We start from the raw sequence: 26,780 nt of genomic DNA on the forward strand, positions 1-26,780 counted from the left end.
CCTGGACTTTTCAGACCACGCCAAGCGAACAGTGTGATTTTCGCTTGGCTTCATTTTTCAACGACTTATCGTCGTTGAAAAATGGCGGCACATCCCTGTGCCGCGGAAGCTCTGAACTTATTCAGAGCTTCCCTAGGGAAGGCCTGAATAAGTCCATCCTGGACTTCTCAGACCACGCCAAGCGAACAGTGTGATTTTCGCTTGGCTTCATTTTTCAACGACTTATCGTCGTTGAAAAATGGCGGCACATTCCTGTGCCGCGGAAGCTCTGAACTTATTCAGAGCTTCCCTAGCTGGGGATGAAACACCCGCTTTTATTCCAATAGTAGACTCTTTTACCTGGTTAAAAAGACCGACAGCGCAAAGCCCCAGACGCAGCGCGGTTGAATGCCATCCGCCCCGCCGCCATGTGAACGCCATGCGCCGCCTCGAAAAGCTCAATCTCACCAACAGCTACGCCCGCCTGCCGCAGCCTTTCCATACCCGCCTGCAGCCCACGCCGCTGGCAGGTACACGTCTGCTCAGCTTCAATCCGGCGGCGGCGGAACTGCTCGACCTCGATCCGCTGGAGGCGCTGCGCCCGGAGTTCACCGCCTGGCTGTCGGGACAGGCCCCGCTGCCGGGCAGCGAGCCGCTGGCAGCGCTCTATGCCGGCCACCAGTTCGGCCACTACGTGCCGCAACTGGGGGACGGCCGCGCCATCCTGCTCGGCGAGGTGCAGAACGATCGGGGCGAACGCTGGGAGGTACAGTTGAAGGGCGCCGGGTTGACGCCCTATTCGCGCCGCGGCGACGGCCGCGCCGTGCTGCGCTCGACCATCCGCGAATACCTGTGCAGCGAGGCGATACACGGCCTCGGCATACCCACCACCCGCGCCCTGTGCCTGTTCGGCAGCGACGAGGAGGTGTGGCGCGAGGAGCCGGAAAGCGGTGCCCTGCTGGTGCGCCTCGCCCCCAGCCATGTGCGCTTCGGCTCCTTCGAGGTGTTCTACTACCGCCGCCAGTTCGACCACCTGCGCCGTCTGGCCGACTACGTCATCACCCACCACTACCCGGAGCTGGCAGAGGAAAAGAATCCCTATCTGGGACTGTTCCGCACGGTGACGGAGCGCACCGCGCGCCTCATCGCCCAGTGGCAGGCCGTTGGTTTCGCCCACGGCGTGATGAACACCGACAACATGTCCATCCTCGGCCTGACCCTGGACTACGGCCCCTTTGCCTTCCTCGACGATTTCGCTCCCGGCCTGGTCTGCAATCACTCCGACTACGAGGGCCGCTACGCCTTCGACCGCCAGCCGAATATTGCCCATTGGAACCTGAGCTGCCTGGGCCAGGCCCTGCTCCCCCTGCTGGGCGAACCGGTGGAGGCAGCGGTGGAACATGACAACGCCGTGTTGGAGGAATACGCCCCGGCCTTTCATGCCCACTATCAGGAGCTGATGCAGCACAAGCTGGGGCTGCGCGAACCGCGCCCCGGCGATGCGCAACTGCTGTACGACCTGCTGCAGCTGCTCGCCGCCCAGCACATCGACTACAGCAACTTCTTCCGCGCCCTGAGCCGCTTCGACAGCACGCCGGGGGCGCGCAACACGGCCCTGCGCGACATGTTCCCGGACCGCGCCGCCTTCGAGCGCTGGGCGGCGGGCTACCGTGACCGCCTCGCTGCCGAGCAGAGCGACGATGCCGCCCGCGGCGATGCCATGCGCCGGGTCAACCCGAAATACATCCTGCGCAACTATCTGGCCCAGCAGGCCATCACCCGGGCGCAGCAGGGTGACAACGATGAAATCGACACCCTGCTGCGCCTGCTGCACCACCCGTTCGACGAGCATCCGGGCTACGAGGACTACGCCGCACCACCGCCGGACTGGGGCCGCCGCCTGGCCATCAGCTGCTCCTCCTGAGCCGGTATGGGCGCTGGAAAACCCCATGCGTTTGGGCTGATAATCGGATTTCCCCACGCCTGTGGAGCACGCCGATGCAACAGACCCTGCGCAAGCTGCTCGACCACCCGGAATTCCAGGAAGGGCGCGACTGGCACCGCCTGCGCTGGCCGGCCAACGAGTACATCTTCCGGGAAGGTGATCCGGCCGATCGGCTGTACCTGCTGGTATCGGGCCAGGTGCGCATCATCGCCGACCTGGAGCTGGAGGCCGGGCGCCACATCCACCCGGGGGTGTGTGACCTGGAAGCGGGGGAAGTCTTCGGCGAGCTGGCGCTGTTCGACAGGCAGGCGCGCTCCGCCTCGGCCATGGCCATCAGCGACTGCGAGGTCATTGGCCTGGACGGCCAGCAGTTGCTGGCCTTCCTCGACGCCCACCCGGACATCGGCTATGCGGTGCTGCGCGAACTCATCACCGCCCTGGTGGGCCGGCTGCGCAACACCAACCGCAAGCTGTTCTCCATCCTGGCCTGGGGCCTCAAGGCCCACGGCCTGGAACAGCATCTCTAGCCGTCTGCTGGCACCACATCACTCCAGCAACAGCACCAAACCCATCGTCAGCAGGGCGATGAACAGGGTCTGCAGACCGCTGCGCAGCCAATGCTGGCCGGAAACCCGCCCGAGAAACACCCCCAGCAGGAATACCGCGACAACGGCACAGCCCAGCGCCGTGTGCAGGGGCAGCCAGGGCAGCGCCACCCCGGCGCGCGCCAGCCACAGGGGCAGCAGGATGAACAGCGAGATGAACAGCGGTGCGGCACCGTTGACCAGGGCAATCAGCAGCGGCACCCAGCGTGCCGCATGACCGTGGGCGCTGTCGCCCAGTTCCTTGCCCATCGCCGCCTCCAGCTCGGCCAGCGCCTTACGCCGCTCCGCCGCCTCGCTGACATAGGCACTGCTCACCCCGCTGACGCCCAGCGCAATGGCCGCGCCGAGACAGGCATTCAGCACGACGGAGAGATCACTGGCGCCGCTGATCGCAAACCCCATGATCAGTCCCAGCATGGTCAGGGCACCGTCAAAACCATTGACGACGAAATAGCGCCGCGCGATGCCCTGCGAGCGGGTGATGTCCAGCCACAGGCGGGCACGGTGCAGCCAGTGCACGTCAAGCCCCGCCGTCGCTGCACACCTCGACCTCGTCGATGCTGTGCAGGGAGCCGCCGCACTGGCCGATGGCCTCGTGCACGCGCCCGAAGTCCAGCGCGCTGCCCGTCACCTCCACCCTCAGGGTCTCGGTCTTCTCATCCACCTCCAACACCGTCACCTGCACCCGACAGTCCGGACCGGTGGCGGCAATGGCATGGGCGAACTCCAGTGCATTGGGGTGGTGTGGCTTGAGTACATCCAGCACCAAGCGTTTGACATTGATCATGGCGGGCTCCAGGCGGCATTCGACATGCTTGACGCGAAGTTATCCTAACGCAGCCGGTGACGGGTGGCATAACCGTCCGCAATGGCGTTACAGTGGGAGCCTGCGCCAAGCCAGTGAATCATGACCATGCACCGCATCCGACATTTCGCCCTCGCACTGCCCGGCCTGCTGCTGGCCCTCGATGCCGCCGCCTTCAGTCCGGTGCAGCATGAAACCGTGATCCGCCTTGGCGAACTCAACGGCGTTGCATTGCAGTGTGGCTACAACGCCGACATGCGCCGCATGAAACAGGCCCTCGTCGACACCGTGCCCAAAGTCAGCCAGCTCGGGGAGCTGTTCGAGCAGGAAACGCGGAAGTCCTTCCTGCGCATGGTGGAGAAGCGCCAGCCCTGTCCCAATCCGGCCCCCTTCCGCAGCGAGGTGGACGGCGCCATCAGTGCCCTGCACCGCGCCTTTGCCGGCACCCGACCTTAAGGGAGTTCACATCATGACACGCACGCTGCTGCTGTTGGCACTGTTACTGCCCGCGCTACTGTCCGCGGCGGAAAACGAATCGCCCATCAATGGCCGCTTCATGTTGATGAACCATTACGGCGAAATGGTCACCGACCGCGACTTCGGCAACCGCTACCAGCTCATCTACTTCGGCTACACCTTCTGTCCCGACGTCTGTCCCTCGTCACTGATGGTCATCACCCAGGCGCTGAAACTGCTCGGCGACGACGCCGCGCGCATCCAGCCACTGTTCATCAGCGTCGACCCGGAACGCGACACGCCGCAGGTGCTGCGCGAGTACGTCTCCTATTTCCACCCCAGCATCATCGGCCTCACCGGCTCACCGGAACTAATCGCCCGCACGGCACAGAATTTCCGCGTCAGCTATGAAAAGGTACTGGTCCCCGGCATGCCGCCCGACCAGTACCAGATGGACCACTCCGCCGGGGTGTTCCTGCTCGCGCCCGACGGCCGCCTGCTGGTCAAGTTCGCCCACGGCATCCTGGCCAAGGACATGGCGGCGCGCATCAAGGACTTTCTGTAAGAAACCCGCGTCATCCGCACTGCAAGCCAGCGCGGATGATGTGCCTACTCGATCTTGATGTAGGCAAAGCCCTCTTCCTGCTGCAACTGCGCCAGCCGTACCACCCCCGAGGGAATCAGCTCCACGGCACTGTACAGCTTGTCCTCCGCCAAGCCGATCTGGCTGCGCGTGATGTTGCACAGCTCCAGCTTGACGTTGTGTATCTCCGCCAGGGTGAGCAGGCGACCACGCAGATTCTCGCGCAGCTCGGCCAGCGGCTTGTCCTCGGCGAAGGGCGTGCCGGCCAGCTTGTCGTCGGTGACGAAGCGTATGCCGTGGGCAACGAACACGATGCGCACGTCGTACTCGATGAACTCGTTGGCGTAGTAATTGACCATGTTGTTGATGCTGGTCAGCATCGCGCTGAAGCGCCGCGGATCGGCAAAGTCGGCGTGATAGACCACCTTCGCCATGCCCTCGGCACGCGCCTGTGGCACCGCCACGCAGGCCAGCAGCACCAATGCGAACAGTATCAACCAGCCGGCGCGGCGGCCGGAGGTCGGGGCATGGACTCGGGAAAGAGGGTGAATATGCAGCATGGCGTTGTTCTCCTCCTGTCGGGCATGGGGGACACGGACGCCCCCTTACCGTGAAGGTGCAGCAGACGGGCATTTCATTCCCGAATCCGGGGAGGCAACAAAGAAAAAGGGCCGCATTGGCTTGCGGCCCTGGTTTCCCTGAGGGAATATCTGAATGGTGGCTACGCTCAGAATCGAACTGAGGACCCCAGCATTATGAGTGCTGTGCTCTAACCAGCTGAGCTACGTAGCCTTGGCGCGAAGAGGCGGCATTCTCCAATCTTCCCCCCGTCCTGTCAACCCTATAGACTGCTCGGCAGGAACCAGAAGGCAACGGGATGTTACGGAAAATCCAGCAGTTTCTCGCCGGCGGCAAGGAGCACGATCGGACCACGCACAACTACCGCCTGATCTTCTTCCACAACGCCACCAGCATGGTGGGACTGGTGGCGGGTGTCTTGCTGCTGCCGATCAATTTCTACCACGGCCACCTGGCCATCGCCGGGATGCTGGTGCTCGTCCTGGCCGCCACCCTGCACAACCTCTACGCGGTGCGCCGCCTGCACCGCATCGAGCGCGCCAACATCATCACCCTGGCAACCCTGCTGCCGCTGTTCGTGGTCCTGGCGGCGGAAGGCGGAATCGAGGGCAGCGGTCCCTACTGGCTCGGGCTCTACCCGCTGATCACCTTCTTCGTCGCCGGGCTGCGCGGCGGCCTGTTCTGGAACAGCCTGTTTCTGCTGCTCCTGTTCGGCATGGCGCTACTGCGCGCCGACGGCGCCGAGTTCATCGCCCCCAGCACAATGCAACTGGTGCTGATGGCCGCGGCCTACCTGTTTTTCACCCTGTTCTGCGCCGTCTACGAATACTTCCGCCAGGCCACCGAGGAGGCGTTGCGCCAGTCGCGGGAGCGCCTGCATCACCAGGCCATGTACGACCCGCTTACCGGCCTGCCCAACCGCACCCTGCTGTACGACCGGCTGAAGACCCTGGTGGAGCAATCGCAACGCTATCAGCGCCGCTTCGCGCTGCTGTTCATCGATCTGGACGGTTTCAAGGACGTCAACGACGCCCATGGCCACATGGCGGGCGATACGGTGCTACGGGTGATGGGGGAGCGCCTGCGCGACCTGTCGCGCCTGGCCGACACGGTAGCCCGCCACGGCGGCGATGAATTCGTCTGGCTGCTGGAGGAGTCCGGCGATGAGGCCGCCGCGACCGAGGTAGCACGGCGCTGCATCGAGGAACTGAGCCGCCCGCTGCCGCTGAACAGCCATCATGTCAGCCTCGGCGCCAGCATCGGCATCGCCCGCTACCCCGAGCACGGCGACAATGCCGATGCCCTGATCCAGGCCGCGGACGCAGCCATGTACGCGGCCAAGCGCGCCGGCCGCAACGCCTGGCGCATGGCGGGACCGCGTGCCGCCTAGAGAACGAAACGAAATCAGACGTTGAAGCGGAAGTGCATGACGTCGCCGTCCTGCACGATGTAGTCCTTGCCCTCCAGGCGCAGCTTGCCGGCCTCCTTGGCGCCCTGCTCACCGTTGTACTTGATGAAGTCCTCGTAGGCGATCACCTCGGCGCGAATGAAGCCGCGCTCGAAATCGGTATGGATGACACCGGCGGCCTGCGGCGCGGTGGCGCCGATGGGCACGGTCCAGGCGCGCACCTCCTTCACGCCGGCGGTGAAGTAAGTCTGCAGGCCGAGCAGCTTGTAGCCGGCACGGATGACGCGGTTCAGGCCCGGCTCCTCCAGCCCCATCTCGGCGAGGAACACCTCTTTCTCCTCGTCATCCAGATCCACCAGCTCCGACTCGATGGCAGCACACACCGCCACCACCACCGCCCCCTCGGCGGCGGCATAGGCACGCACCGCGTCGAGGTGCGGGTTGTTCTCGAAACCGTCCTCCGCGACATTGGCAATGTACATGGTGGGCTTCACGGTCAGCAGGTGCAAATCGTACAGGTGCGCCAGTTCCTCCTTGGCCAGGCCCATGGCCCGCACCGGTTTGGCGCTGTCCAGATGCACCTTGACGCGCTCCAGCAGCGCCAGCTTGACCTTGGCTTCCTTGTCGCCGCTCTTGGCCACCTTGGCGACGCGCAGGATCCCCTTCTCCACCGACTCCATGTCCGCCAGAGCCAGCTCGGTGTTGATCACCTCGATATCGTCGAGCGGATGCACCTTGCCGGCAACGTGGACCACGTTGCTGTCTTCGAAGCAGCGCACGACGTGGGCGATGGCGTCAGTCTCGCGGATGTTGGCCAGAAACTTGTTGCCCAGGCCTTCGCCCTTGGAGGCGCCGGCCACCAGACCGGCGATATCGACGAATTCCATGGTGGTGGGCAACACGCGCTGCGGCTTGACGATCGCCGCCAGCTTGTCCATGCGCGGATCCGGCACCGGCACGATGCCGACATTGGGTTCGATGGTGCAGAACGGATAGTTGGCCGCCTCGATGCCCGCCTTGGTCAGCGCATTGAACAGCGTGGACTTGCCGACATTGGGCAGACCGACGATACCGCATTTGAATCCCATAGAATCAGTTCCAAGTAATGAAGTTACAAGTGACAAGTTACAAGTGGCAAGTAAAGGCTCTTTAATCTTGCAACTTGTAACTTGGAACTTGTCACTTCGTAGAGTGCAATCTATTCATGGCGCGCGCCATCTCGCCCTGCATGATCCACGGCAGGGTTGCGACCGCGGCGGCGATTGCCTCTTCAATCAGAACGCGCTCGCTCTGCGGTGGTTTGCCCAGCACGAAGCCAGTGACCTGGCTGGCGTGACCGGGGTGGCCGATGCCGATGCGCAGACGCAGAAAATTATTGCCGCCCATCAGGCTGCCGATGTCACGCAGACCATTGTGGCCGGCATGGCCGCCGCCCTGCTTGAGTCGTGCGACTCCGGGCAGCAGGTCCAGTTCGTCGTGGGCGACCAGGATGTTTTCCAGGGGGATCTTGTAGAACCGTGCCAGCGCCGCCACGGCCTGGCCGCTGCGATTCATGAAGGTCATCGGCTTGAGCAGCCAGACCTCGTGGCCGTCGAGGCGCACCTTGCATGTCTCGCCGTGAAACTTGGACTCCTGCCTGAGGTTGCCGCCGGCGCTGCGTGCGACGGCATCCACAAACCAGAAACCGGCGTTGTGCCGCGTCTGTTCGTACTCGGCCCCGGGATTGCCGAGACCGACGATGAGCTGAACAGGCGCGGACACAGACGCCGGCTTTGGCAGTGCGTTGCGCGAAGGCGATCAGGCGCCTTCACCCTCCGCCGTTGCCGCACCGCCTTCCTCGGAGACACTGCCGCGAGTGGCGTGTACGCCACCGACCGGCAGATCGTGACCGTGGGCCAGCTCGACCAGCTCGACACCGGCGGGCAGCTTCAACTCGGACATATGGATGGAGTGGTTCAGCGCACAGTTGGACAGGTCCACCTCGATGAACTCCGGCAGGTCCTTGGGCAGGCAGCTCACTTCCACTTCGTTCATGTTGTGGGTGACGATGCCGCCGCCGACCTTCACGCCCGGAGCAACATCGCCACCGACGAAGTGCAACGGTACGTGCACGCGAATCTTTTCCGTGGCGCTGACGCGCTGGAAGTCGATGTGCATGATGAGCGGCTTCACCGGATGACGCTGCAGATCCTTCAGCACGGCCTGCTCGGCCTTGCCGTCCACATTGATGGTGATGATGTGGGAGTAGAAGGCTTCGTTCTCCAGGTGGTGAAACAGGTCATTGTGATCCATGGTCAGGGGCGCAGCTTCCTTGTGACCGCCATACAGCACGGCAGGAACCTTGCCTTCGCGACGCAGGCGGCGGCTCGCACCTTTCCCCAGATCGCTGCGCAGGCTGGCTTCCAGTACAAAATCATTCTTCATTACGATTGCTCCAGGTTGCTATTACCACGGCCCGGCGTCACCACCGGGCCAAACTGCCTCCCCCGCGACCAAGGAAGGCTGACAAGGTACGAGATTCGAGATGCGAGGTACGAAAAACCCTGTTTTCGTACCTTGTTCCTCGTACCTCGTACCTGGGACCAGCGCCTATGGCGCTAGTCCATATACAGCGAACTGACCGACTCCTCGTTGTTGATGCGGCGCATGGTCTCCGCCAGCATCTCGGCGATGGACAGCACGCGGATGCGACTGCAGGCGCGCGCCTCGGGCCGCAATGGTATGGTGTCGGTCACCACCAGCTCGTCGAGCTGGGAGTTTTCTATATTCTGCACCGCCGGACCGGACAGCACAGCGTGGGTGGAATAGGCCGTCACCTTGGCGGCGCCGTGTTCTTTCAGCGCCTTGGCGGCCTTGCACAGGGTGCCGGCGGTATCCACCAGGTCGTCGACCAGGATACAGGTACGCCCTTCCACCTCACCGATGATATGCATCACCTGCGACTCATTGGCACGCGGACGGCGCTTGTCGATAATCGCCAGGTCCGCATCGTCCAGCCGCTTGGCCAGGGCGCGGGCGCGCACCACGCCACCCACGTCGGGTGACACCACCACCACGTCTTCCTTGTGGTTGTTCTTTCTGCGCCACACGTCGCCGAGCAGGATCGGCGAGGCATACACATTGTCCACCGGGATATCGAAGAAGCCCTGGATTTGGTCGGCGTGCAGATCCACGGTCAGCATGCGATCCACTCCGACACCGGTCAGCATGTTGGCCACCACCTTGGCGGTGATGGGCACACGCGCCGAGCGCGGACGGCGATCCTGGCGTGCATAGCCGAAATACGGCACCACTGCCGTGATGCGGCCGGCCGAGGCACGGCGCAACGCATCCACTATCACCATCAACTCCATCAGATGGTCATTGGTCGGCGCGCAGGTGGGCTGAACCACGAACACATTCTTGCCGCGCACATTCTCCAGGATTTCCACCATGATCTCGCCATCGCTGAACTGGCCGACCACAGCCTTGCCCAGCCGCAGACCGAGATAGGCTGCGATGTCTTGTGCCAACTGCGGGTTGGCGTTACCCGCGAAGACCATCATTTCGGAAACCATGGTTCCTCTGCTCTTGAGTGCACGGCGAAGTCAGCTGGCTGGGGCGCTAGGATTACTCGGGGCTTCCGCCCCTCGCCCTGCGGGCCAGCGTCGCTGCGCTCCGCTGTTCCGGTTCGCCGCCGCGAACCGGTCGAACCTTACGGTTCAAATCCTGGCCGCCCAGCAACATGTTCCAGACCGCCTGCGGCGGCCTGAGTTTAGATGGCTGGGGCGCTAGGATTCGAACCTAGGTATGACGGGATCAAAACCCGTTGCCTTACCGCTTGGCGACGCCCCAAAAAACAAAAATGTTGAATTTTGAATTCTGGCCGTCCGAAGGCGGACAAAACTCATAATTCAACATTCTTCCCAACGCCCGTCCGAACCCGCGGTCAGCACACGCCCTGCGCCAGACGCTCCAGCAATGGCGAGCGGTTGCGCCCCCGGGCTACAAAGCCACGCCACCCCGCGGGTAACCGCGCAGCCACCGCACGCGCCGCATTTTCATCGGCAAAGGCGGCGAACACGCAGCAGCCGGTGCCGGTCATGCGGGCCGGGGCAAAGCGGCCCAGCCAGTCCAATGCCTCGGCAACGGCGGGGAAACGTGCCCGCACCACCGGTTCGCAGACGTTGCCACCCCTACCCGCAAGAAAGTCGCGTATTGTGATGGGCGGGCAATCCCGTGTCAATTCCGGGGCCCCGAACACCGCAGCGGTGGCCACCGCCACCGGGGGCACCAGCACCAGATACCAGGGCTCCGGCAAGTCCACCGGTTCCAGCCGCTCCCCCACCCCCTCGGCCCAGGCGGCCCGGCCGCGCACGAACACCGGCACGTCAGCCCCCAGGCGCAGGCCCAGGGCGGCCAGCCGGTCTTCCTCCAGACCGAGGCGCCACAGGGCATTGAGGGCCACCAGGGTGGTGGCGGCATCGGAACTGCCGCCGCCCAGGCCGCCGCCCATGGGCAGGACCTTCTCCACTGTGATGTCGGCGCCGAGCCCACAGCCGGTCTCCGCCTGCAACAGGCGCGCGGCACGCACCACCAAATCGGACTCCGCCGCGACCCCCGGCAGATCGCTGACACGCCGCACCGCACCGTCGTCCCGCACGGTGAAATGCAGGACATCCCCGTAGTCGAGGAACTGGAACACGGTCTGCAACAGGTGGAAGCCGTCGGCCCGGCGGCCCGTGACGTGCAGGAACAGGTTGAGCTTGGCCGGGGCCGGCCAGGGGGCATGCGTATGGGATGAGACGGGATTCACGACGTGATTTCAGCGCGTAGGCACGCAACCGTCAGAGCCGTTCCCAACGATCCACTACCAGGCGGATCTGGGCGCGGTGGTTGCTGATGAACAGGCGCCCGGGCAAGGTCAGTTCGCCATGCCGGGCGTAGTCGCGGAACTCGATGCTCCAGCCGGACTGGCGCAACCGCGCCAGCAGCCCCTGCGGATTGAGCTCCTGTTCGGCGGCCCCCGGCGCCGGCAGGCCCAGCGCCCAATAGCGCAGGGCGGCCACCGGGACGCGCCAACCCATCTCGCGGTACAACAGGGACTCGGCATCCTCATCCACCAGGGTGCTCTCGCCGTCGCTCAGCGAGACGAAGTGGCCATCGCCCTGCAGATGCACGCTGCCCTGGCCCAGCGGGCCGGTGAGATGTATGGCGTAGTCCTGCCCCTCCTGACGCCAGTCGATGCCGGCCTGCCAGCCTTCATCTTCGGTACGGATGGCGATACGGCCGCCCAGCACCCAGGCGGTGACACCGGCGAGCTGGTGCTGGTGCGCGCTCCAGGCCTGCACCGGATCGGCGACCGGCGGCAGTACCGGCGCGGAGCTACAGCCCGCCAGCAGCAGGAGCCCGAGGAGAAGCAGGGTACGCATCACGGCCGGGTGTAGCGTTCCATTACCCGCTTGAGCAGGGCGTGGTCAGGGGCACGCCGCAGGGCGTCCTGCCAGACCTGGCGCGCCTCATCGCGGCGGCCCAGCACCCACAGCACCTCGCCGAGATGGGCGGCGATCTCGCCATCAAAGTGCTTGTCCAGGGCACGGCGCAGGTGGTGTTCGGCCTCCTCCAGCCGGCCCAGGCGGTAGAGCACCCAGCCCATGCTGTCCATGATGGCCGGGTCGTCCGGACGCTGCTCGTAGGCGCGGCGCACCAGGTCGTAGGCCTCCTGGTAGCGATCGGTGCGGTCGGCCAGGGTGTAGCCCAGGGCATTGAGGGCCTGCACATTGTCCGGTTCCTGCTTGAGGATCGCATTGAGGTCGCGTTCCAGCAGATCGAGACGTCCCATGCCCTCGGCATTCATGGCGCGGGCATAGAGCAGTTCGATATTGTCGGGAAACTCCGCCAGCGCCTCGTCGTAAACCTGCTGCGCCGCCTCCGCCTGCCCTGCATCGCGCAGCAGTTCACCCTCCACCAGGCGCAGGCGCAACTCCTGCTGCGAAGTCTGCGGCACGATGCCGCGCAGGTAGGCACGCGCCGCCTCCAGCCCCTGCTGGCGATGGATGAGCACGGCCGAGCGCACCATGGCATCGAGATAGTTGTTGCCGTCCGTCACCTGCTGATACCAGCGCAGGGCCTCGTCCGGGCGCTCGCGGTTTTCGGCAATCTGGCCCAGGGCATAAGCGGCCTCGTCGACGCGCTGGCCCAGCTTGAGCAGGCGCTTGAAGTGCTTTTCCGCCTGCGCCAGGTCCCCGGCCTGCATCGCCAGCAGACCTTCGGCATAGGCCACGTCGGCATTGTCCGGCAGCTCTTTGCCGAGCAGGCGGAACTGTTCACGGGCCTCCGGCAGGCGCTCCATGTCTACCAGCATGCGCGCATACCCGAGGCGCAGGGCGCTGTCCTTGGGCAAGGTCTCCAGGGCGCGGCGGTAGGCCGCCAGGGCCTCCTCGTCGCGCCCCATCTTGCGCAGCACATTGGCCTTCAGCACCAGGGCGCGCGGCAGCTTCGGCTGCATGGCCAGCAGGCGGTCCACCTGCTGCATGGCTCGGGGGAACTCCTCCACCAGATAGGCCAGATTGGCGTAGGCAAACACGGCATTGACATCATCGCTGCGCGGGGCCACCAGGGCCTCCATCACCTGCAGGGCACGGCGCTTGTCCTGCTCGCGGGCGAGGATGTTGGTCACCAGCATGAAGCCGTGGGCGGTGCCGTCAGGAGAGAGAGTGAGCAGTTTTTCCAGATGGATCATGGCCTCGTCGGCCTGGCCCCGGCGGATCAGCAGGGCGGCCAGCGACTGCTGCGCCTCCACCGCCTCCGGCGACAGTTCCACCCACAGGCGGGCGGCCTTGAGCGCAGTGGTGTAATCCTGGGCATAGACGGCAATCTGGGTGGCGCGCCGGGCCAGGCGGGGGTCACGGGTATAGGCCGCGGCTTGCTGGTAGGCATGGGCCGACATCTCCAGCTCACCGCGCTGGGCGGCCACTTCACCCACCAACAGCTGGTACAGCAGACCGGAACTGAGCTCCACCGGCGGTGCCTTTTCCGACTCGGCCCCCGGGAACGGCACCTCTTCCTGTACCACTTCATCCGCGGGCAACGCAGCCTCGTCACGCGGCGCCACGGCAGTACAGCCCGCCAACACCCAGACTCCCGCCATCAGCATCAAGATACGCTTCATCTACCCACACTCCAGACCAGATGTCCGCCAACTATACCCGACTTGCCGTCGCTTTTGCCCGGCGCGCCGAACCCTATACTTGATATTCCCATGGCCTGTCCCGCAGAATTGCAAACCCGCCCATGCCCTGCAAACGACACATGACACTGCTCGCCCTCGGCCTGAATCACCGCACTGCGCCCGTGGAGATTCGGGAGCGGGTGGCGTTCGCTCCCGAGAAGGTACCGCAGGCCCTGCAGGAACTGACCGGCAGCGGCCCGGTACGCGAGGCGGTGATCCTCTCCACCTGCAACCGCACCGAGGTGTATTGCGGCATCGAGGGCGAGGAAAAGGGACCGGTGCTGGAGTGGTTCCGCGACTTCCACCGTCTCAGCGCGCAGGAAGTGGACCCCTATCTCTACACCCACCCGGACAGCCAGGCGGTGCGCCACATCCTGCGCGTCGCCAGCGGCCTCGATTCCCTGGTGCTGGGCGAACCGCAGATCCTCGGCCAGATCAAGCAGGCCTACGGCACCGCGCTGCAGGCCGGCTGCATTGGCCAACTGCTCAACAAGCTGTTCCAGCACACCTTCTCGGTGGCCAAGCAGGTGCGCACCGACACGGCCATCGGCGCCAGTCCCGTGTCCGTCGCCTTCGCCGCGGTCAGCCTGGCCAGGCAGATCTTCTCCGACCTGAACAAACACACCGCCCTGCTCGTCGGCGCCGGCGAGACCATCGAACTGGTGGCGCGCCACCTGCACGAACAGGGCATCGGCCGCATCATCATCGCCAACCGCACGGTGGAGCGCGCCCACAACCTGGCGCAGGAATTCGGCGGCTACGCCATCGCCCTGCCGGAGATCCCGGCCCACCTGGCCGAGGCCGACATCGTCATCTCCTCCACCGCCAGCCCCCTGCCGATCCTCGGCAAGGGCATGGTGGAGAGCGCGCTCAAGGCGCGCAAGCGCCGCCCCATGCTGCTGGTGGACATCGCCGTGCCGCGCGACATCGAACCGGAAGTGGCCGGCCTCGACGACATCTATCTCTATACCGTCGATGACCTCTCCGAGATCATCCAGGAAAACCTGCAGTCACGGCAGCAGGCCGCCCTGCAGGCGGAAGAGATCATCGACACCCAGGTCAGCCACTTCATGGGCTGGCTGCAATCGCTGGAGGCGGTGGACACCATCCGCGCCTTCCGCTGCACCGCCGAGGAGATCCGCGACCAGGTGCTGGAACACTGCATGCGCCAGCTCGCCGCCGGCAAGGACCCCGACCATGTGATGCGCGAAATGGCGCGTCTGCTCACCAACAAGCTGATCCACGAACCCACCGCCCAGCTCAACCGTGCCGGCTTCGAAGGCCGCAAAGAGCTGCTGGACGCCGCCCGCGTCCTGTTCAATCTGAAGCAAAACTAGCCCCGTGAAACCGTCCATCCTCAGCAAGCTGGAGAATCTCTCCGAGCGGCTGCAGGAGCTCAATGCCCTGCTCGCCGATCCGGATACCATCACCAATCAGGACCGCTTCCGCGCCCTGTCGCAGGAGTACGCCCAGCTCACCCCGGTGGTGGATTGCTACAACAGCTATCGCGCCGCCCTGGCCGACATCGAAGCCGCCGACGAGATGATGCGCGGCAGCGACCCGGAGCTGCGCGAACTGGGCCAGCTGGAGCTGGAGGCGGCGCGCGAGAAACGCGATGCCCTGGAGCTGGAGCTGAACAAACTGCTGCTGCCCAAGGATCCCAACGACGCCAAGAACATCTTCCTCGAAATCCGCGCCGGCACCGGCGGTGACGAGGCGGCGCTCTTCGCCGGCGACCTGTTCCGCATGTACAGCCGCTACGCCGAGCTGCGCCGCTGGCAGGTGGAGGTGGTCTCGGAAAGCCTCGGCGAACACGGCGGCTACAAGGAGATCATCGCCCGCGTCATCGGCCAGGGCGCCTACTCGCGCCTCAAGTTCGAGTCCGGCGGCCACCGCGTGCAGCGCGTGCCGGAAACCGAGTCGCAGGGCCGCATCCACACCTCCGCCTGCACCGTGGCGGTGATGCCGGAGGTGGACGAAGTGGAGGCGCAGGAGATCAATCCCGCCGACCTCAAGGTGGACACCTATCGCGCCTCCGGCGCCGGCGGCCAGCACGTCAACCGCACCGAATCGGCCATCCGCATCACCCACCTGCCGACCGGCATCGTGGTGGAATGCCAGGACGAGCGCTCGCAGCACAAGAACCGCGCCCGCGCCATGTCGGTGCTGGCCTCCAAGCTGCTCGCCGCCGAACAGGAAAAACAACAAAGCGAACAATCCGCCACGCGCAAGCTGTTGGTGGGCAGCGGCGACCGCTCCGAACGCATCCGCACCTACAACTTCCCCCAGGGCCGCGTCACCGACCACCGCATCAACCTCACCTTGTACAAGCTGGAGGACGTGATGGCCGGCAATCTCGATCAGCTGATCGAGCCGCTGATCAGCGAATACCAGGCCGACCAGCTCGCTGCCATGAGCGCGGAATGAAAACCATATTCCAGCATCGGCCCCGACCTGTCGCCGAGGCGGGTGTCAGGTTGGCCGTGTAGTCATGCCGACGGTGGCGGAGGCGCTTGCCGCGGCGCAGTTGACCTTGACGGGCAGCGATACACCGCGCCTGGACGCCGAGCTGCTGCTGTGCCACGTGCTGGACAAAAACCGCGCCTGGCTGCGCACCTGGCCGGAGCGTGCGCTCACTGCCGATGAACAGGCCACCTTCGCAGAACTCGTCGCGCGGCGCGCGGCCGGCACACCGGTGGCCTATCTCACCGGCCACTGCGGCTTCTGGTCGCTGGAACTGAGGGTTACCCCCGCCACCCTGATCCCGCGGCCGGACACCGAAACCCTGGTGGAGTGGGCGCTGGAGCTGATCCCGGCGGACGCGGCCTGGTCCATCGCCGACCTCGGTACCGGCAGCGGCGCCATCGCCCTGGCCATCGGCCGTGAGCGGCCCCGCTGCCGCATCGTCGCCACCGACGCCTCGGCCGACGCCCTGGCCGTGGCACAGGAAAACGCCACGCTGAATCAGGTGAACAACGTGGCATTCCGCCACGGCGCCTGGTTCACGCCGCTGGCCGGCGAGCGCCACCACCTCATCGTCAGCAACCCGCCCTACATCGCCGAACACGACCCGCACCTGGCCGGCCTGCGCCACGAACCGCGCAGCGCCCTCAGCGCCGGCCCCGACGGCCTGGACGACATCCGGCTGCTCATCGCCGGCGCCCCGCACCATCTGCCCCCCGACGGCTGGCTGTTGCTGGAGCACGGCTGGGACCAGGGTGCGGCGGTACGCGAGCTGCTGCAGCGGCACGGCTACCGTCAGGTGCAAACCCGCCGCGACGGCGCCGGTCACGAGCGCATCAGCGGCGGACAATGCCCCCTGATCACTGCCGCAGGGCACGGATGTGGTTATACTTGGGCAACGTCAAGAGATGCAGCGGGCTGGAAACAGCCGGGGTGAACGGCATGCCGCAGGAAAACAGCGAATTTCTCAAAATCCGTGACGTCACCTTCTGTACCCTCAACCCGGATCCCAAGCAGGCCCACACCGCCACCCTGCTGCTCACCGGCATGGAGGGCATCGTCGACGCCCACCCGCAGGCGGATCACATCATGCAGGTGCGCTACGACATCACCCTGATCACCCTGCGCGCCATCGAGGAAGTACTCAGCGAGGTCGGCTTCCATCTCGCCAACAACCTGATGTGCAAACTCAAGCGCGCGCTGTACTACTACACCGAGGACACCCAGCGCGCCAACCTCGGCCTCGACGGCCACGCCGCCCCCAAGGACGTGAAGGTCTACGTCAAGCGTTATGAACAACTACGCCACGGCTGCCGCGACGACCGACCGGAGCACTGGCGCAACTATCTGTAGAGTCGCAAGTTACAAGTCACAAGTGGCAAGCGAAAATCCTTTTCTTGCCACTTGCCACTTGTGACTTGTAACTCGTAACTTGTAACTTTCCTGCCATGAACGACGACCAACTCCAGCGCTACAGCCGCCACATCACCCTGCCGCAGGTGGACGCCGCCGGGCAGCGCAGGCTGATGGGAGCGCGCGTGCTGATCATCGGCATGGGCGGCCTCGGCTCGCCCATCGCCATCTATCTCGCCGCCGCCGGTGTCGGCACCCTGGTGCTGGTGGACTACGACACGGTGGAACTGTCCAACCTGCAGCGCCAGGTGGTACACCGCACCGCCGACGTCGGCCGGCCCAAGGTGGAGTCGGCGCGCGATCATCTGCTGGAGCTCAATCCGCACATCGACGTCATCGCCATCAACGGCCAGCTCACCGACGATGCCCTGGACGAACAGGTGCGCCTGGCCGATGTGGTGGTGGATGCCAGCGACAACTTCGAGACCCGCTTCGAACTCAACGCCGCCTGTGTACGCCAGCGCACCCCGCTGGTATCCGGTGCCGCCATCCGCATGGAGGGGCAGGTCACCGTGTTCCACAACGAGCTGCCCGATGCCCCCTGCTACCGCTGCCTGTACCGCGACGAGGAGGGCGGCGGCGACACCTGCGCCCTCACCGGTGTGCTGGCGCCGGTGGTCGGCATCATCGGCACGGTGCAGGCAACGGAGGTGCTCAAGGTGCTGCTCGGTATCGGCGCCACCCTGGGCGGCCGCCTGCTGCTGCTCGACGCCTTGAGCATGGAGTGGCGCACGCTGAAGCTGCGCAAGGACCCGCACTGCCCGGTGTGCGGTGCGGCAGATCGAAGATGAAAGGGACAAGAGAAAAGCGCACCGTAATAAGCGTGCCGCGTACCACCGGCACTTGTATCTTCCCTCTTGTATCTTGTCTCTGAACCATGCCCATCCACATCGCTCGCCCCCTCGTCAACCGGATCCTGGGCCAGGCATTGTGCGCGCCGGAGCAGGAAATATGCGGCCTCATCGGCGCGCGTGACGGTACGCCGCAGACGGTGTATCCGGTAGCCAACGTCGCCGCCGAACGCGACCGTTTGTTCGCCATGGACCCGCAGCAGCAGATCGATGCCATGCGCCGCATGCGCGAGAACGACGAAACGCTGTTCGCCATCTATCACTCCCACCCCCACGCCCCGGCCGTGCCTTCGGCACTGGACCTGGCACAGGCCGCCTACCCGGAGGTGCTGTATCTGATCGTCTCGCTCAACACCAAGGGCGTGCTGGAGATGCAGGGCTACCGCCTGCGCGGCCGGCATATGGAGCCGGTCGAGCTGGCGATGATTACCGATTGACCCATCACGGCCTCGACCTCGCACACTCCCGCCACCCGACCTATGCTTTACCAGGAAGGGCAGCTGTCGCTCTCAACAACCATACGCATGAAAGGGGAGTGTCATGAGTGAAAAACTTATCAAAGAAGCGCGCAAGGTGCTGGACGGCAAGAGTGGCCCGCTGGACGACGAGGAGCTGGAATTTCTTGCCCGTGACATCACCAAGCTGGGCTTCAAGCTCGGTTTCGCCCGTGCCTATGCCAGCGGTCCGCAATTGGTGGAAAAACTGGTGGACGAACTGGAGCGCAAGGAAAAACTGCTGGATCAACTCCGCGCCATGCTGAAGGCACACTAGGGAAGGTCTGAATAAGTCCATCCTGGACTTCTCAGACCACGCCAAGCGAAAAGTGTGATTTTCGCTTGGCTTCATTTTTCAACGACTTATCGTCGTTGAAAAATGGCGGCACATCCCTGTGCCGCGGAAGCTCTGAACTTATTCAGAGCTTCCCTAGAACACCGGACTACGCGGCACTGAATCCGGCCCTCCGGCGGAGGGCCGGATTCAGTGCCGCGTAGTGCCCATATCCGGCGCCGACGGCACAAACAACTGCCCTGCATCCACGGCATCAAAATGATAGCGCTGGTTGCAGAACTCGCAGGTCACCTCGATCACACCCTCGCTGTGCAGAATATCCTGCACCTCGGACTCGCCGAGATTGTGCAGCATGCCAGCCACCCGCTCGCGCGAGCAGGAGCAGTGAAAGCTGACCGGCTCGGCATCGAACAATCGCACATCCTCCTCATGAAACAGGCGATGGATGATTTCCCGTGCCTGGAGGGTCAGCAACTCCTCCGCCGCAACCGTGGCCCCCAGTGCCTGCACCCGCCCCCAGGCATCGGCGTCCTGCTCCGTACCCGGCAGCTTCTGCAACAGGAGTCCCGCTGCGTAACGGCTATCGGCCGCCAGCCACATGCGCGTCGGCAGCTGCTCCGAGCGCTCCAGATAGGCATCGATGGCATCCGCCAGGCTGTGCCCTTCCAGCGCCACGACACCCTGGTAGCGTTCGCCGCTACCCGCATCGATGGTGATGGTCAGGCGACCGGAACCGAACTGGGCCTGCAGGTCAGCCGCGACCACCTCACCCTGCCACTGTGCCATGCCGCGCACGGTGCGCCATGCCGTAGCCTCCACCACCATCAGGTTGATCGGGCCATCACCCTGTAGCTGCATGGTGACCGCCCCCTTGAACTTGAGTGTGGCCGACAACAGCAGGCAGGCCGCCATCATCTCCCCCAACCGCGCGCGCACCACCGGCGGGTAGTCGCGCCGCGACAGCACTTCCTGCCAGGCGGTGTCGAGGCGCACCACCTCGCCGCGGATCGGCGTGTGTTCAAACAGAAAACGTTGCAGGATGTCGTTCATGGCAGACCGGCTATTGATTGATGCATGCGGGACGCAATTATAGCCGGGCGGCGGGTGTACGCGGAGCCTCGCCGCCGCCATTGCTGGGCAGCCAGACCCGGAACGTCGTGCTTGCTCCCGGCGAACTCTTTACCTCGCCATGCTTGTGCACGATACCGAACGAAAGGGACAGGCCGAGGCCAGTATCACGCGCCTCGAACCAGGTCCGGTCATCCTGGCAACCGGTACGGGGCGTGTTCGAAACAGTTGCGCAGATCTGATCACTGCCACTCGCCGCTGTCGGCATGGGAGAACGCCTTCAGGTCCTGCACGATCTGGCGCACACGATTCATGCCCGCACGTGACTCGCGCAACTCCACGGGCAGTGCTGGATGGCTTTCCCGAAGGCGGTTTCGGCCCAGTTCTTCGTCAGGCCGGGGATGTGCCTGCGGTGTTCGCACCGTACCCACTGCGCCGCTCCCCATGCCATCAAGGTCCAAAACACGTCCACCAGCGCGGCATGGCGCCAGAGGCGCCGCACCACTGCGGCCGGCCGCCTGTTCTCCGTATCCGCCACTGACTCTCCCCCTGCGCTTTCGCTCAGTTCAAGCGGCAGGCGCGCACGGACGCACAAAGGGGGCCGTGCGGCCCCCCTTTGCTTTGTACCAGCTGCGGAACAACACGACGGCTCAGCCGGACAGCTTCTTCTTCAGCAGTTCATTGAGCTGCTGCGGATTGGCCTTGCCCTGGGTGGCCTTCATCACCTGACCGACGAAGAAGCCGAACAGCTTGTCCTTGCCGCTGCGGTAGGCGGTGACGTTGTCCGGATTGGCGGCCAGAATGTCGTCGATGATCTTCTCGATGGCGCCGCTGTCGGTGATCTGCCTGAGGCCCTTCTTGTCGATCACCGCGTCGGCATCCCCCTCGCCGTGCCACATCGCCTCGAACACCTCCTTGGCGATCTTGCCGGAGATGGTGCTGTCGAGGATGCGCCGGATCATGCCGGCCAGTTGCTCGGCCGACACCGGCGAATCGGCGATCTCCTTGCCGTCGCGGTTGAGGTTGGCGGACAGTTCGCCCATCACCCAGTTGGCGCACAGCTTGGCCTCGCCGCCGACGCTCTTCACCACCGCCTCGTAGTAGTCGGCCAGCGGGCGGCTGGCGGTGAGGAAATCGGCGTCATAATTCGACAGACCGTACTCGCTGACGAAGCGCTTGCGCCGTGCCTCGGGCAGCTCCGGCAGGGTGGCGCGCACCGCCTCGATGAAGGACGGTTCGAGTACCACCGGCAGCAGGTCCGGGTCGGGGAAATAGCGGTAGTCGTTGGCCTCCTCCTTGGCGCGCATGGAGCGGGTTTCGTTCCTGTCCGGGTCGTACAGGCGCGTCTCCTGCACCACCTTGCCGCCGGATTCGATGAGCGCAATCTGACGCTCGACCTCGTACTCGATGGCCTTCTCCACGAAGCGGAAGGAGTTGATGTTCTTCAGCTCGGTGCGGGTGCCGAACTCCTTTTGTCCCTTCGGGCGCACCGATACGTTGGCATCGCAGCGGAAGGAGCCTTCCTGCATGTTGCCGTCGCAGATCTCGATGTAACGCACCAGCTCGTGGATGCGCTTCATATAGGCCACCGCCTCCTGGGCCGAACGCATGTCCGGCTCGGAGACGATCTCCAGCAACGGTGTGCCGGCGCGATTCAGATCGATGCCGGTCATACCGTGGAAGTCCTCGTGCAGCGACTTGCCGGCATCCTCTTCCAGATGGGCGCGAGTGATGCCGATGCGCTTCGTCGTACCGTCAGCCAACTCGATGTCGATATGGCCGTTGGCGACGATCGGCAGTTCGTATTGGGATATCTGGTAGCCCTTGGGAAGATCGGGATAAAAGTAGTTCTTGCGCGCGAACACCGAGCGCCCGGCCACGGTGGCGTTGATGGCAAGACCGAACTTGGTCGCCATGCGCACCGCCTCCTTGTTCAGCACCGGCAGCACGCCGGGCAGACCGAGGTCCACCGCGCAGGCCTGGGTGTTGGGCGCCGCGCCGAAGGCGGTGGAGGCACCGGAAAAGATCTTGCTTCGGGTGGCCAGTTGGGCATGGATCTCCAGCCCGATGACAGTTTCCCATTCCATAACTTCAGTCTCAAGTTGCAAGTTACAAGTGAAAAGCAGCGTTGTTTTCTTGCTACTTGTCACTTGAAACTTCGTTATTCAAAACCTTGCGGCGCGCGCTGGTGCCAGTCGGTAGCCAGTTGATACTGATGGGCCACATTCATCAGCCGCGCCTCATCGAAATAGTTGCCGATGATCTGCAGACCGACCGGGCGCTGGCCGACGAAGCCGGCGGGGATGGACATGCCGGGCAGGCCGGCCAGGTTGGCGGCGATGGTATAGACATCGGCCAGATACATGGCCACCGGGTCGTCGGTCTTTTCGCCGGCGTTGAACGCCACCGTGGGCGAAGTCGGCCCCATGATCACGTCGACCTCTTCGAAGGCGCGCCTGAAGTCGTCCGAGATCAGTTGGCGCATCTGCTGCGCCTTCAGGTAATAGGCATCGTAGTAGCCGGCCGACAGGGCGTAGGTGCCGATCATGATGCGGCGCTTCACCTCGGGGCCGAAACCCTCGCCGCGCGAGCGCTTGTACAGGTCCTCCAGATCCTTGGGATTCTCGCAACGATAGCCGAAGCGCACACCGTCCATGCGCGACAGATTGGAGGAGCACTCCGCCGGCGCCACCACATAGTAGGTGGGCACGGCGAGGGCGGTGTTGGGCAGGGATATCTCCACCACCTCAGCGCCCAGTTTTTTGTATTCATCGATGGCCACCGTCACCGCCTGCCCCACCGCGGGGTCGAGACCGGCGCCGAAATACTCCCGGGGCAGACCGATCTTCAGCCCCTTGATGTCGCCGCCGAGGGCGGCACGGTAGTCCGGCACCGCGCGCTCCACCGAGGTGGAATCGCGCGGATCGAAACCGGCCATCACACCGAGCAGCAGGGCGCAATCCTCCGCCGTGCGCGCCATCGGCCCGGCCTGATCCAGCGAGGAGGCGAAGGCGATCATGCCGTAGCGCGAGATACGGCCGTAGGTGGGCTTGATGCCGGTGATGCCGCACAGCGCCGCCGGCTGGCGGATGGAGCCGCCGGTGTCGGTGCCGGTGGCAACCGGCGTCAGGCGGGCCGCCACGGCGGCGGCGGAACCGCCCGAGCTGCCGCCGGGCACGGCGGCGGTGTCCCACGGGTTCTTTACCGGACCATAGAAGCTGGTCTCGTTGGAGGAACCCATGGCGAACTCGTCCATGTTGGTCTTGCCCAGCATCACCATGCCGGCGGCATCGCACTGCGCCACCACGGTGGCGTCATAGGGGGCGATGAAGCTGTCCAGCATCTTCGAGGCGCAGGATGTACGCACGCCGTTGGTGCAGAAAATATCCTTCTGCGCCAGCGGGATGCCGGTGAGTGGACCGGCCTCGCCGCGGCGGCGCCGGGCATCGGCCGCCGCCGCCTGGGCCAGCGCCCGCTCGGCGGTGACGGTGATGAAGCTGTTGAGCAGGCCGTCGTAACGCGCGATGCGATCGAGGAAGTGACGGGTCAGCTCCACGCTGGAGAACGCCCCGGCGGCAAGGCCGGCGGACAGTTCGGTCAGGGTCTTGTTGTGCATGGTCAATCCAGTGGCAAGTTACAAGTTACGAGTCGCAAGTGATTGGGTAGCAAGCCGCTTTCTTGCAACTTGCCACTTGTCACTTGCTACTCGATCACCTTCGGAACCAGGTACAGCCCGGCCTCGACGGCGGGAGCGATGGCCTGGAAGTGATCGCGCTGATCGGTCTCGGTGACCTCGTCCTCGCGCAGGCGCTGGGCTGCGTCCAGGGGATGGGCCATGGGGTGCACCCCGCTGGTGTCCACGGTGCGCATCTGCTCCACCAAGGCCAGAATGCTGGACAGATTGCGGGCGTATTCCGGGATGTCCGCCTCGCTGATGGCCAGGCGGGCCAGATGGGCGATGTTCTCGACGTCTTTACGTTCCAGGGCCACGGCTTGCTCCTGATTTTTACCGGGAGAAATAAAAGGCGAAACTTATCACAGATACCCTGCCGCCCGCAGCCCCGCCCATTGCGAAACCCCTAGGCCATTGCTAGAGTACCGAAGTTTTTTCAAGGAAACCCGCCCGTTGCCACTCCGGGCACGCATAATAAAGCTGGATCTACTCTATGTTCGGACGTCTGAAGGGCCTCTTCTCCTACGATATCTCCATCGACCTGGGTACCGCGAACACCCTCATCTATGTGCGCGGCGAGGGCATCGTCCTCAACGAGCCGTCGGTGGTGGCGATCCGGCAGGAGTCTGGCCCGAACAGCCCGAAGCGCATCGCCGCGGTGGGTATCGAGGCCAAGCGCATGCTGGGCCGCACGCCGGGCAACATCACCGCCATCCGCCCCATGAAGGACGGCGTGATCGCCGACTTCACCGTCACCGAGAAGATGTTGCAGCACTTCATCCGCAAGGTGCACGAAAACAAGTTCAAGTTCTTCAAACCGAGTCCGCGCGTATTGATCTGCGTCCCTTGCGGCGCCACCCAGGTGGAACGCCGCGCCATCAAGGAATCGGCCGCCGGCGCCGGTGCCCGCGAGGTGTACCTGATCGAGGAGCCGATGGCGGCGGCCATCGGCGCCGGCCTGCCCATCTCCGAGGCCAGCGGCTCCATGGTGCTGGACATCGGCGGCGGCACCACCGAGGTGGCGGTACTGTCCTTGAACGGCATCGTCTACTCCGCCTCGGTGCGCATCGGCGGCGACCGCTTCGACGAGGCCATCGTCAGCTACGTGCGCCGCAACTACGGCACCCTGATCGGCGAATCCACCGCCGAACGCATCAAACAGGAGATCGGCACCGCCTATCCCAGCACCGAACTGCGCGAGATCGAGGTGCGCGGCCGCAACCTGGCCGAGGGCATCCCGCGCAGCTTCACCCTCAACAGCAACGAAATCCTCGAGGCCATCCAGGAACCGCTGTCCGGCATCATCGATGCCGTGAAAACCGCCCTGGAGCAGACCCCGCCGGAACTGGGCTCGGACATCGCCGAGCGTGGCATGGTCCTCACCGGCGGTGGCGCCCTGCTGCGCGACCTGGATCGCCTGCTGATGGAAGAAACCGGCCTGCCGGTGATCATCGCCGACGACCCGCTGTCCTGTGTCGCCCGCGGTGGTGGCCGCGCGCTGGAACTGCTGGACGAGCTGGGTCACGAAATCTTCTCGCTGGAATAGAGCGGGGCTGCGCGCGGTCCCCGGCGGGTTGCGGCAAAAACATCCGGTACGACAAGCAATCGCCTATTAACAGAGGGTCTTCGGTATCAAACGCCTGTTCATCCAGGGGCCACCCATCACCATCCGTCTACTGCTGCTGATGCTCACGTCCGTAGCATTGATGACGGTGGATCACCGCCAGAATCACCTGGATACCATCCGTGCCGGCCTCTCCCTGGTGGTCTATCCGCTGCAATATCTGGTCGATCTGCCCAGTGCCATTGCCCATTGGGCCAGCGACAACCTGTCCGCCCGCACCACCCTGGTAGAGGAAAATCAGCAGTTGCACGCGCGCCAGTTGCTGCTGGAAGTGCGCCTGCAGAAGCTCTACGCCCTGGAGGCGGAAAACGCCCGTCTGCGCGAACTGCTCAACTCCGCCAGCAAGGTGGGAGAGCAGGTGTTGATCGGCGAACTGCTGGCGGTGGATCAGGACCCGTTCCGCCGCCGCGTACTGATCAACAAGGGCAGCGATGACGGCGTGTTCGAGGGCCAGCCGCTGCTCGATGCCTACGGCGTGCTGGGGCAGGTGGTAGAAGTGACGCCGTTCACCAGCAGCGCCCTGCTCATTACCGACCCCAGCCATGCCATCCCGGTGCAGGTCAACCGCAACGGCCTGCGTGCCATCGCCCTCGGCACCGGCGAGGCGGAGCGGCTGGAGATCCCGCACATCCCCAACAACGCCGACATCCAGGTAGGCGACCTGCTAATCACCTCCGGCCTGGGCCGCCGCTTCCCGCCTGGCTACCCGGTGGCCACCATCACCGAATTCGAGAAAGATCCCAGCCAGCCCTATGCGCGCGTGGTGGCTGAACCGGCCGCCCACCTGGAACGCAGCCGCGAGGTGCTGCTGGTGTCGCGCACCGCCGAGGAGCCATCGCCATGACCCTGGTACGGCATCACGGCGGCTGGGTCATCACCTTTACCTTCGTGGCGGCGCTGATGCTCACCATGCTGCCACTGCCCGACTGGGCGGCGCTGTTCCGTCCGGAGTGGGTGGCGATGGTACTGATCTACTGGTGTATGGCGCTGCCCGATCGGGTCGGCGTCGGCATCGGCTGGATGGCGGGTTTGCTGCTCGACGTGATCAAGGGCGCGCTGCTCGGCCAGCACGCCCTGGCCCTGGCCCTGGTGGCCTATCTGACCATTCACCTGCATCAGCGCATCCGCGTCTTCCCGCTGTGGCAGCAGGCCCTGTTCGTGCTGCTGATGGTGGCCCTCAACCAGATGCTGGTGCTGTGGGTGAAGGGCATCATCGGTCAGCCGCCGGGCAGTTGGTTGTACTGGCTCCCCTCCCTTACCAGCATGCTGCTGTGGCCCTGGGCCTTTCTGATCCTGCGCGACCTGCGCCGCACGTTCCAGGTGCGCTGA

Annotated in this window: 29 protein-coding genes and 2 tRNA genes; 15 read left to right on the forward strand and 16 right to left on the reverse strand. The window is 64.7% G+C overall.

Going from position 1 to position 26,780, the window contains the following annotated elements:
* Window positions 1–418: 418 nt before the first annotated feature.
* Window positions 419–1,903 (forward strand): protein adenylyltransferase SelO, encoded by a 1,485-nt coding sequence (locus tag EP379_RS12785; RefSeq protein WP_127478174.1) that lies wholly within the window; start codon window positions 419–421, stop codon window positions 1,901–1,903.
* Window positions 1,904–1,977: 74 nt separating this feature from the next.
* Window positions 1,978–2,451: a cyclic nucleotide-binding domain-containing protein gene (locus EP379_RS12790; RefSeq protein WP_127478175.1), complete on the forward strand. Its 474-nt coding sequence runs from the start codon at window positions 1,978–1,980 to the stop codon at window positions 2,449–2,451.
* 18 nt (window positions 2,452–2,469) lie between these two features.
* Here EP379_RS12790 and EP379_RS12795 read toward each other — a convergent pair whose 3' ends face one another.
* Window positions 2,470–3,048, reverse strand: a complete 579-nt coding sequence (locus EP379_RS12795) for a VIT1/CCC1 transporter family protein (protein WP_127478176.1) — start codon at window positions 3,046–3,048, stop codon at window positions 2,470–2,472.
* Window position 3,049: 1 nt separating this feature from the next.
* Entirely contained in the window at window positions 3,050–3,316 is a 267-nt protein-coding gene (locus EP379_RS12800) for a DUF211 domain-containing protein (protein ID WP_127478177.1), read from the reverse strand.
* 126 nt (window positions 3,317–3,442) lie between these two features.
* On the opposite strand from EP379_RS12800, the gene EP379_RS12805 reads away from it, so the two are divergent.
* Both EP379_RS12805 and EP379_RS12810 read left to right on the forward strand, forming a co-directional pair.
* Window positions 3,443–3,790 carry a hypothetical protein gene (locus tag EP379_RS12805; protein WP_127478178.1) on the forward strand — a complete coding sequence of 116 codons (348 nt, stop codon included), beginning with the start codon at window positions 3,443–3,445 and terminating at the stop codon, window positions 3,788–3,790.
* A gap of 13 nt (window positions 3,791–3,803) precedes the next feature.
* On the forward strand, window positions 3,804–4,355 hold the full coding sequence (locus EP379_RS12810) for an SCO family protein (protein WP_127478179.1): 552 nt from the start codon (window positions 3,804–3,806) through the stop codon (window positions 4,353–4,355).
* A gap of 44 nt (window positions 4,356–4,399) precedes the next feature.
* On the opposite strand, the gene EP379_RS12815 is transcribed toward EP379_RS12810, so the two are convergent.
* Together EP379_RS12815 and EP379_RS12820 are read right to left on the reverse strand one after the other, a co-directional pair.
* Window positions 4,400–4,924, reverse strand: coding sequence for a DsrE family protein (locus tag EP379_RS12815; RefSeq protein ID WP_420824461.1), 525 nt, complete (start codon window positions 4,922–4,924; stop codon window positions 4,400–4,402).
* 164 nt (window positions 4,925–5,088) lie between these two features.
* Window positions 5,089–5,165: transfer RNA gene (locus EP379_RS12820), tRNA-Met, on the reverse strand.
* 85 nt (window positions 5,166–5,250) lie between these two features.
* On the opposite strand from EP379_RS12820, the gene EP379_RS12825 reads away from it, so the two are divergent.
* The gene (locus tag EP379_RS12825) at window positions 5,251–6,342 is read left to right on the forward strand and encodes a GGDEF domain-containing protein (protein WP_127478181.1); all 1,092 of its coding nucleotides are present in this window, start codon (window positions 5,251–5,253) and stop codon (window positions 6,340–6,342) included.
* A gap of 14 nt (window positions 6,343–6,356) precedes the next feature.
* On the opposite strand, the gene ychF is transcribed toward EP379_RS12825, so the two are convergent.
* From ychF to EP379_RS12865, 8 genes are all read right to left on the reverse strand, one after another.
* The gene (ychF, locus tag EP379_RS12830) at window positions 6,357–7,448 is read right to left on the reverse strand and encodes a redox-regulated ATPase YchF (RefSeq protein WP_127478182.1); all 1,092 of its coding nucleotides are present in this window, start codon (window positions 7,446–7,448) and stop codon (window positions 6,357–6,359) included.
* Between the two features lie 91 nt (window positions 7,449–7,539).
* Window positions 7,540–8,121, reverse strand: coding sequence for an aminoacyl-tRNA hydrolase (gene pth / locus EP379_RS12835; protein ID WP_127478183.1), 582 nt, complete (start codon window positions 8,119–8,121; stop codon window positions 7,540–7,542).
* A 36-nt stretch (window positions 8,122–8,157) separates the two neighbouring features.
* Complete coding sequence (locus EP379_RS12840; protein WP_127478184.1) at window positions 8,158–8,784, reverse strand: 50S ribosomal protein L25/general stress protein Ctc; 627 nt, start codon at window positions 8,782–8,784, stop codon at window positions 8,158–8,160.
* A gap of 173 nt (window positions 8,785–8,957) precedes the next feature.
* Window positions 8,958–9,905 carry a ribose-phosphate diphosphokinase gene (locus EP379_RS12845; protein WP_127478929.1) on the reverse strand — a complete coding sequence of 316 codons (948 nt, stop codon included), beginning with the start codon at window positions 9,903–9,905 and terminating at the stop codon, window positions 8,958–8,960.
* A gap of 214 nt (window positions 9,906–10,119) precedes the next feature.
* Window positions 10,120–10,194, reverse strand: a tRNA-Gln gene (locus EP379_RS12850).
* 94 nt (window positions 10,195–10,288) lie between these two features.
* Window positions 10,289–11,155 (reverse strand): 4-(cytidine 5'-diphospho)-2-C-methyl-D-erythritol kinase, encoded by an 867-nt coding sequence (gene ispE / locus EP379_RS12855; RefSeq protein WP_127478185.1) that lies wholly within the window; start codon window positions 11,153–11,155, stop codon window positions 10,289–10,291.
* A gap of 31 nt (window positions 11,156–11,186) precedes the next feature.
* The gene (gene lolB / locus EP379_RS12860) at window positions 11,187–11,771 is read right to left on the reverse strand and encodes a lipoprotein insertase outer membrane protein LolB (RefSeq protein WP_145987908.1); all 585 of its coding nucleotides are present in this window, start codon (window positions 11,769–11,771) and stop codon (window positions 11,187–11,189) included.
* Complete coding sequence (locus EP379_RS12865; protein WP_127478187.1) at window positions 11,771–13,510, reverse strand: tetratricopeptide repeat protein; 1,740 nt, start codon at window positions 13,508–13,510, stop codon at window positions 11,771–11,773. The genes lolB and EP379_RS12865 overlap by 1 nt, the downstream gene beginning before the upstream one ends.
* 140 nt (window positions 13,511–13,650) lie before the next feature.
* Here EP379_RS12865 and hemA point away from each other — a divergent pair, with 140 nt between their 5' ends.
* The 7 genes from hemA to EP379_RS12900 all read left to right on the forward strand — a co-directional run bounded on the left by hemA (window position 13,651) and on the right by EP379_RS12900 (window position 19,068).
* On the forward strand, window positions 13,651–14,907 hold the full coding sequence (hemA, locus tag EP379_RS12870) for a glutamyl-tRNA reductase (protein WP_127478188.1): 1,257 nt from the start codon (window positions 13,651–13,653) through the stop codon (window positions 14,905–14,907).
* Between the two features lie 4 nt (window positions 14,908–14,911).
* A complete protein-coding gene (gene prfA / locus EP379_RS12875) occupies window positions 14,912–15,997 on the forward strand; it encodes a peptide chain release factor 1 (RefSeq protein WP_127478189.1) in 1,086 nt (361 codons plus the stop codon).
* A gap of 64 nt (window positions 15,998–16,061) precedes the next feature.
* Window positions 16,062–16,970, forward strand: coding sequence for a peptide chain release factor N(5)-glutamine methyltransferase (prmC, locus tag EP379_RS12880; RefSeq protein WP_127478190.1), 909 nt, complete (start codon window positions 16,062–16,064; stop codon window positions 16,968–16,970).
* Window positions 16,971–16,975: 5 nt separating this feature from the next.
* Window positions 16,976–17,386 carry a hypothetical protein gene (locus EP379_RS12885; protein ID WP_127478191.1) on the forward strand — a complete coding sequence of 137 codons (411 nt, stop codon included), beginning with the start codon at window positions 16,976–16,978 and terminating at the stop codon, window positions 17,384–17,386.
* Window positions 17,387–17,481: 95 nt separating this feature from the next.
* Window positions 17,482–18,237: a HesA/MoeB/ThiF family protein gene (locus EP379_RS12890; RefSeq protein WP_127478192.1), complete on the forward strand. Its 756-nt coding sequence runs from the start codon at window positions 17,482–17,484 to the stop codon at window positions 18,235–18,237.
* An 86-nt stretch (window positions 18,238–18,323) separates the two neighbouring features.
* A complete protein-coding gene (locus EP379_RS12895) occupies window positions 18,324–18,734 on the forward strand; it encodes a M67 family metallopeptidase (RefSeq protein WP_127478193.1) in 411 nt (136 codons plus the stop codon).
* 103 nt (window positions 18,735–18,837) lie between these two features.
* The gene (locus EP379_RS12900) at window positions 18,838–19,068 is read left to right on the forward strand and encodes a hypothetical protein (RefSeq protein ID WP_127478194.1); all 231 of its coding nucleotides are present in this window, start codon (window positions 18,838–18,840) and stop codon (window positions 19,066–19,068) included.
* 207 nt (window positions 19,069–19,275) lie between these two features.
* On the opposite strand, the gene hslO is transcribed toward EP379_RS12900, so the two are convergent.
* The 4 genes from hslO to gatC all read right to left on the reverse strand — a co-directional run bounded on the left by hslO (window position 19,276) and on the right by gatC (window position 24,144).
* Window positions 19,276–20,136: an Hsp33 family molecular chaperone HslO gene (hslO, locus tag EP379_RS12905; RefSeq protein WP_127478195.1), complete on the reverse strand. Its 861-nt coding sequence runs from the start codon at window positions 20,134–20,136 to the stop codon at window positions 19,276–19,278.
* A 668-nt stretch (window positions 20,137–20,804) separates the two neighbouring features.
* On the reverse strand, window positions 20,805–22,262 hold the full coding sequence (gene gatB, locus EP379_RS12915) for an Asp-tRNA(Asn)/Glu-tRNA(Gln) amidotransferase subunit GatB (RefSeq protein WP_269471027.1): 1,458 nt from the start codon (window positions 22,260–22,262) through the stop codon (window positions 20,805–20,807).
* A 53-nt stretch (window positions 22,263–22,315) separates the two neighbouring features.
* Window positions 22,316–23,770: an Asp-tRNA(Asn)/Glu-tRNA(Gln) amidotransferase subunit GatA gene (gatA, locus tag EP379_RS12920; RefSeq protein WP_127478198.1), complete on the reverse strand. Its 1,455-nt coding sequence runs from the start codon at window positions 23,768–23,770 to the stop codon at window positions 22,316–22,318.
* 86 nt (window positions 23,771–23,856) lie between these two features.
* The gene (gatC, locus tag EP379_RS12925; RefSeq protein ID WP_127478199.1) at window positions 23,857–24,144 is read right to left on the reverse strand and encodes an Asp-tRNA(Asn)/Glu-tRNA(Gln) amidotransferase subunit GatC; all 288 of its coding nucleotides are present in this window, start codon (window positions 24,142–24,144) and stop codon (window positions 23,857–23,859) included.
* A gap of 176 nt (window positions 24,145–24,320) precedes the next feature.
* Between gatC and EP379_RS12930 the strand changes: the two genes are divergently transcribed.
* The 3 genes from EP379_RS12930 to mreD all read left to right on the forward strand — a co-directional run bounded on the left by EP379_RS12930 (window position 24,321) and on the right by mreD (window position 26,780).
* Complete coding sequence (locus EP379_RS12930; protein WP_127478200.1) at window positions 24,321–25,373, forward strand: rod shape-determining protein; 1,053 nt, start codon at window positions 24,321–24,323, stop codon at window positions 25,371–25,373.
* Window positions 25,374–25,473: 100 nt separating this feature from the next.
* The gene (gene mreC / locus EP379_RS12935) at window positions 25,474–26,295 is read left to right on the forward strand and encodes a rod shape-determining protein MreC (protein WP_269471040.1); all 822 of its coding nucleotides are present in this window, start codon (window positions 25,474–25,476) and stop codon (window positions 26,293–26,295) included.
* On the forward strand, window positions 26,292–26,780 hold the full coding sequence (gene mreD / locus EP379_RS12940; RefSeq protein ID WP_127478202.1) for a rod shape-determining protein MreD: 489 nt from the start codon (window positions 26,292–26,294) through the stop codon (window positions 26,778–26,780). The genes mreC and mreD overlap by 4 nt, the downstream gene beginning before the upstream one ends.

It is taken from the genome of Sulfurivermis fontis, assembly GCF_004001245.1.
Classification (GTDB): domain Bacteria; phylum Pseudomonadota; class Gammaproteobacteria; order Thiohalomonadales; family Thiohalomonadaceae; genus Sulfurivermis; species Sulfurivermis fontis.

Bases quoted from the DNA above. Each gene is read 5' to 3' on its own strand.
- EP379_RS12900 (WP_127478194.1), top strand. From the start codon at position 18,838: ATGAGTGAAAAACTTATCAAAGAAGCGCGCAAGGTGCTGGACGGCAAG.
- EP379_RS12810 (WP_127478179.1), top strand. From the start codon at position 3,804: ATGACACGCACGCTGCTGCTGTTGGCACTGTTACTGCCCGCGCTACTG.
- gatA (WP_127478198.1), bottom strand. From the start codon at position 23,770: ATGCACAACAAGACCCTGACCGAACTGTCCGCCGGCCTTGCCGCCGGG.
- EP379_RS12785 (WP_127478174.1), top strand. From the start codon at position 419: ATGCGCCGCCTCGAAAAGCTCAATCTCACCAACAGCTACGCCCGCCTG.
- lolB (WP_145987908.1), bottom strand. From the start codon at position 11,771: ATGCGTACCCTGCTTCTCCTCGGGCTCCTGCTGCTGGCGGGCTGTAGC.
- EP379_RS12890 (WP_127478192.1), top strand. From the start codon at position 17,482: ATGAACGACGACCAACTCCAGCGCTACAGCCGCCACATCACCCTGCCG.
- EP379_RS12865 (WP_127478187.1), bottom strand. From the start codon at position 13,510: ATGAAGCGTATCTTGATGCTGATGGCGGGAGTCTGGGTGTTGGCGGGC.
- EP379_RS12840 (WP_127478184.1), bottom strand. From the start codon at position 8,784: ATGAAGAATGATTTTGTACTGGAAGCCAGCCTGCGCAGCGATCTGGGG.
- EP379_RS12825 (WP_127478181.1), top strand. From the start codon at position 5,251: ATGTTACGGAAAATCCAGCAGTTTCTCGCCGGCGGCAAGGAGCACGAT.
- EP379_RS12790 (WP_127478175.1), top strand. From the start codon at position 1,978: ATGCAACAGACCCTGCGCAAGCTGCTCGACCACCCGGAATTCCAGGAA.
- EP379_RS12895 (WP_127478193.1), top strand. From the start codon at position 18,324: ATGCCCATCCACATCGCTCGCCCCCTCGTCAACCGGATCCTGGGCCAG.
- EP379_RS12800 (WP_127478177.1), bottom strand. From the start codon at position 3,316: ATGATCAATGTCAAACGCTTGGTGCTGGATGTACTCAAGCCACACCAC.
- prmC (WP_127478190.1), top strand. From the start codon at position 16,062: ATGCCGACGGTGGCGGAGGCGCTTGCCGCGGCGCAGTTGACCTTGACG.
- EP379_RS12930 (WP_127478200.1), top strand. From the start codon at position 24,321: ATGTTCGGACGTCTGAAGGGCCTCTTCTCCTACGATATCTCCATCGAC.
- ychF (WP_127478182.1), bottom strand. From the start codon at position 7,448: ATGGGATTCAAATGCGGTATCGTCGGTCTGCCCAATGTCGGCAAGTCC.
- EP379_RS12885 (WP_127478191.1), top strand. From the start codon at position 16,976: ATGCCGCAGGAAAACAGCGAATTTCTCAAAATCCGTGACGTCACCTTC.
- EP379_RS12805 (WP_127478178.1), top strand. From the start codon at position 3,443: ATGCACCGCATCCGACATTTCGCCCTCGCACTGCCCGGCCTGCTGCTG.
- mreD (WP_127478202.1), top strand. From the start codon at position 26,292: ATGACCCTGGTACGGCATCACGGCGGCTGGGTCATCACCTTTACCTTC.
- hemA (WP_127478188.1), top strand. From the start codon at position 13,651: ATGACACTGCTCGCCCTCGGCCTGAATCACCGCACTGCGCCCGTGGAG.
- EP379_RS12845 (WP_127478929.1), bottom strand. From the start codon at position 9,905: ATGATGGTCTTCGCGGGTAACGCCAACCCGCAGTTGGCACAAGACATC.
- hslO (WP_127478195.1), bottom strand. From the start codon at position 20,136: ATGAACGACATCCTGCAACGTTTTCTGTTTGAACACACGCCGATCCGC.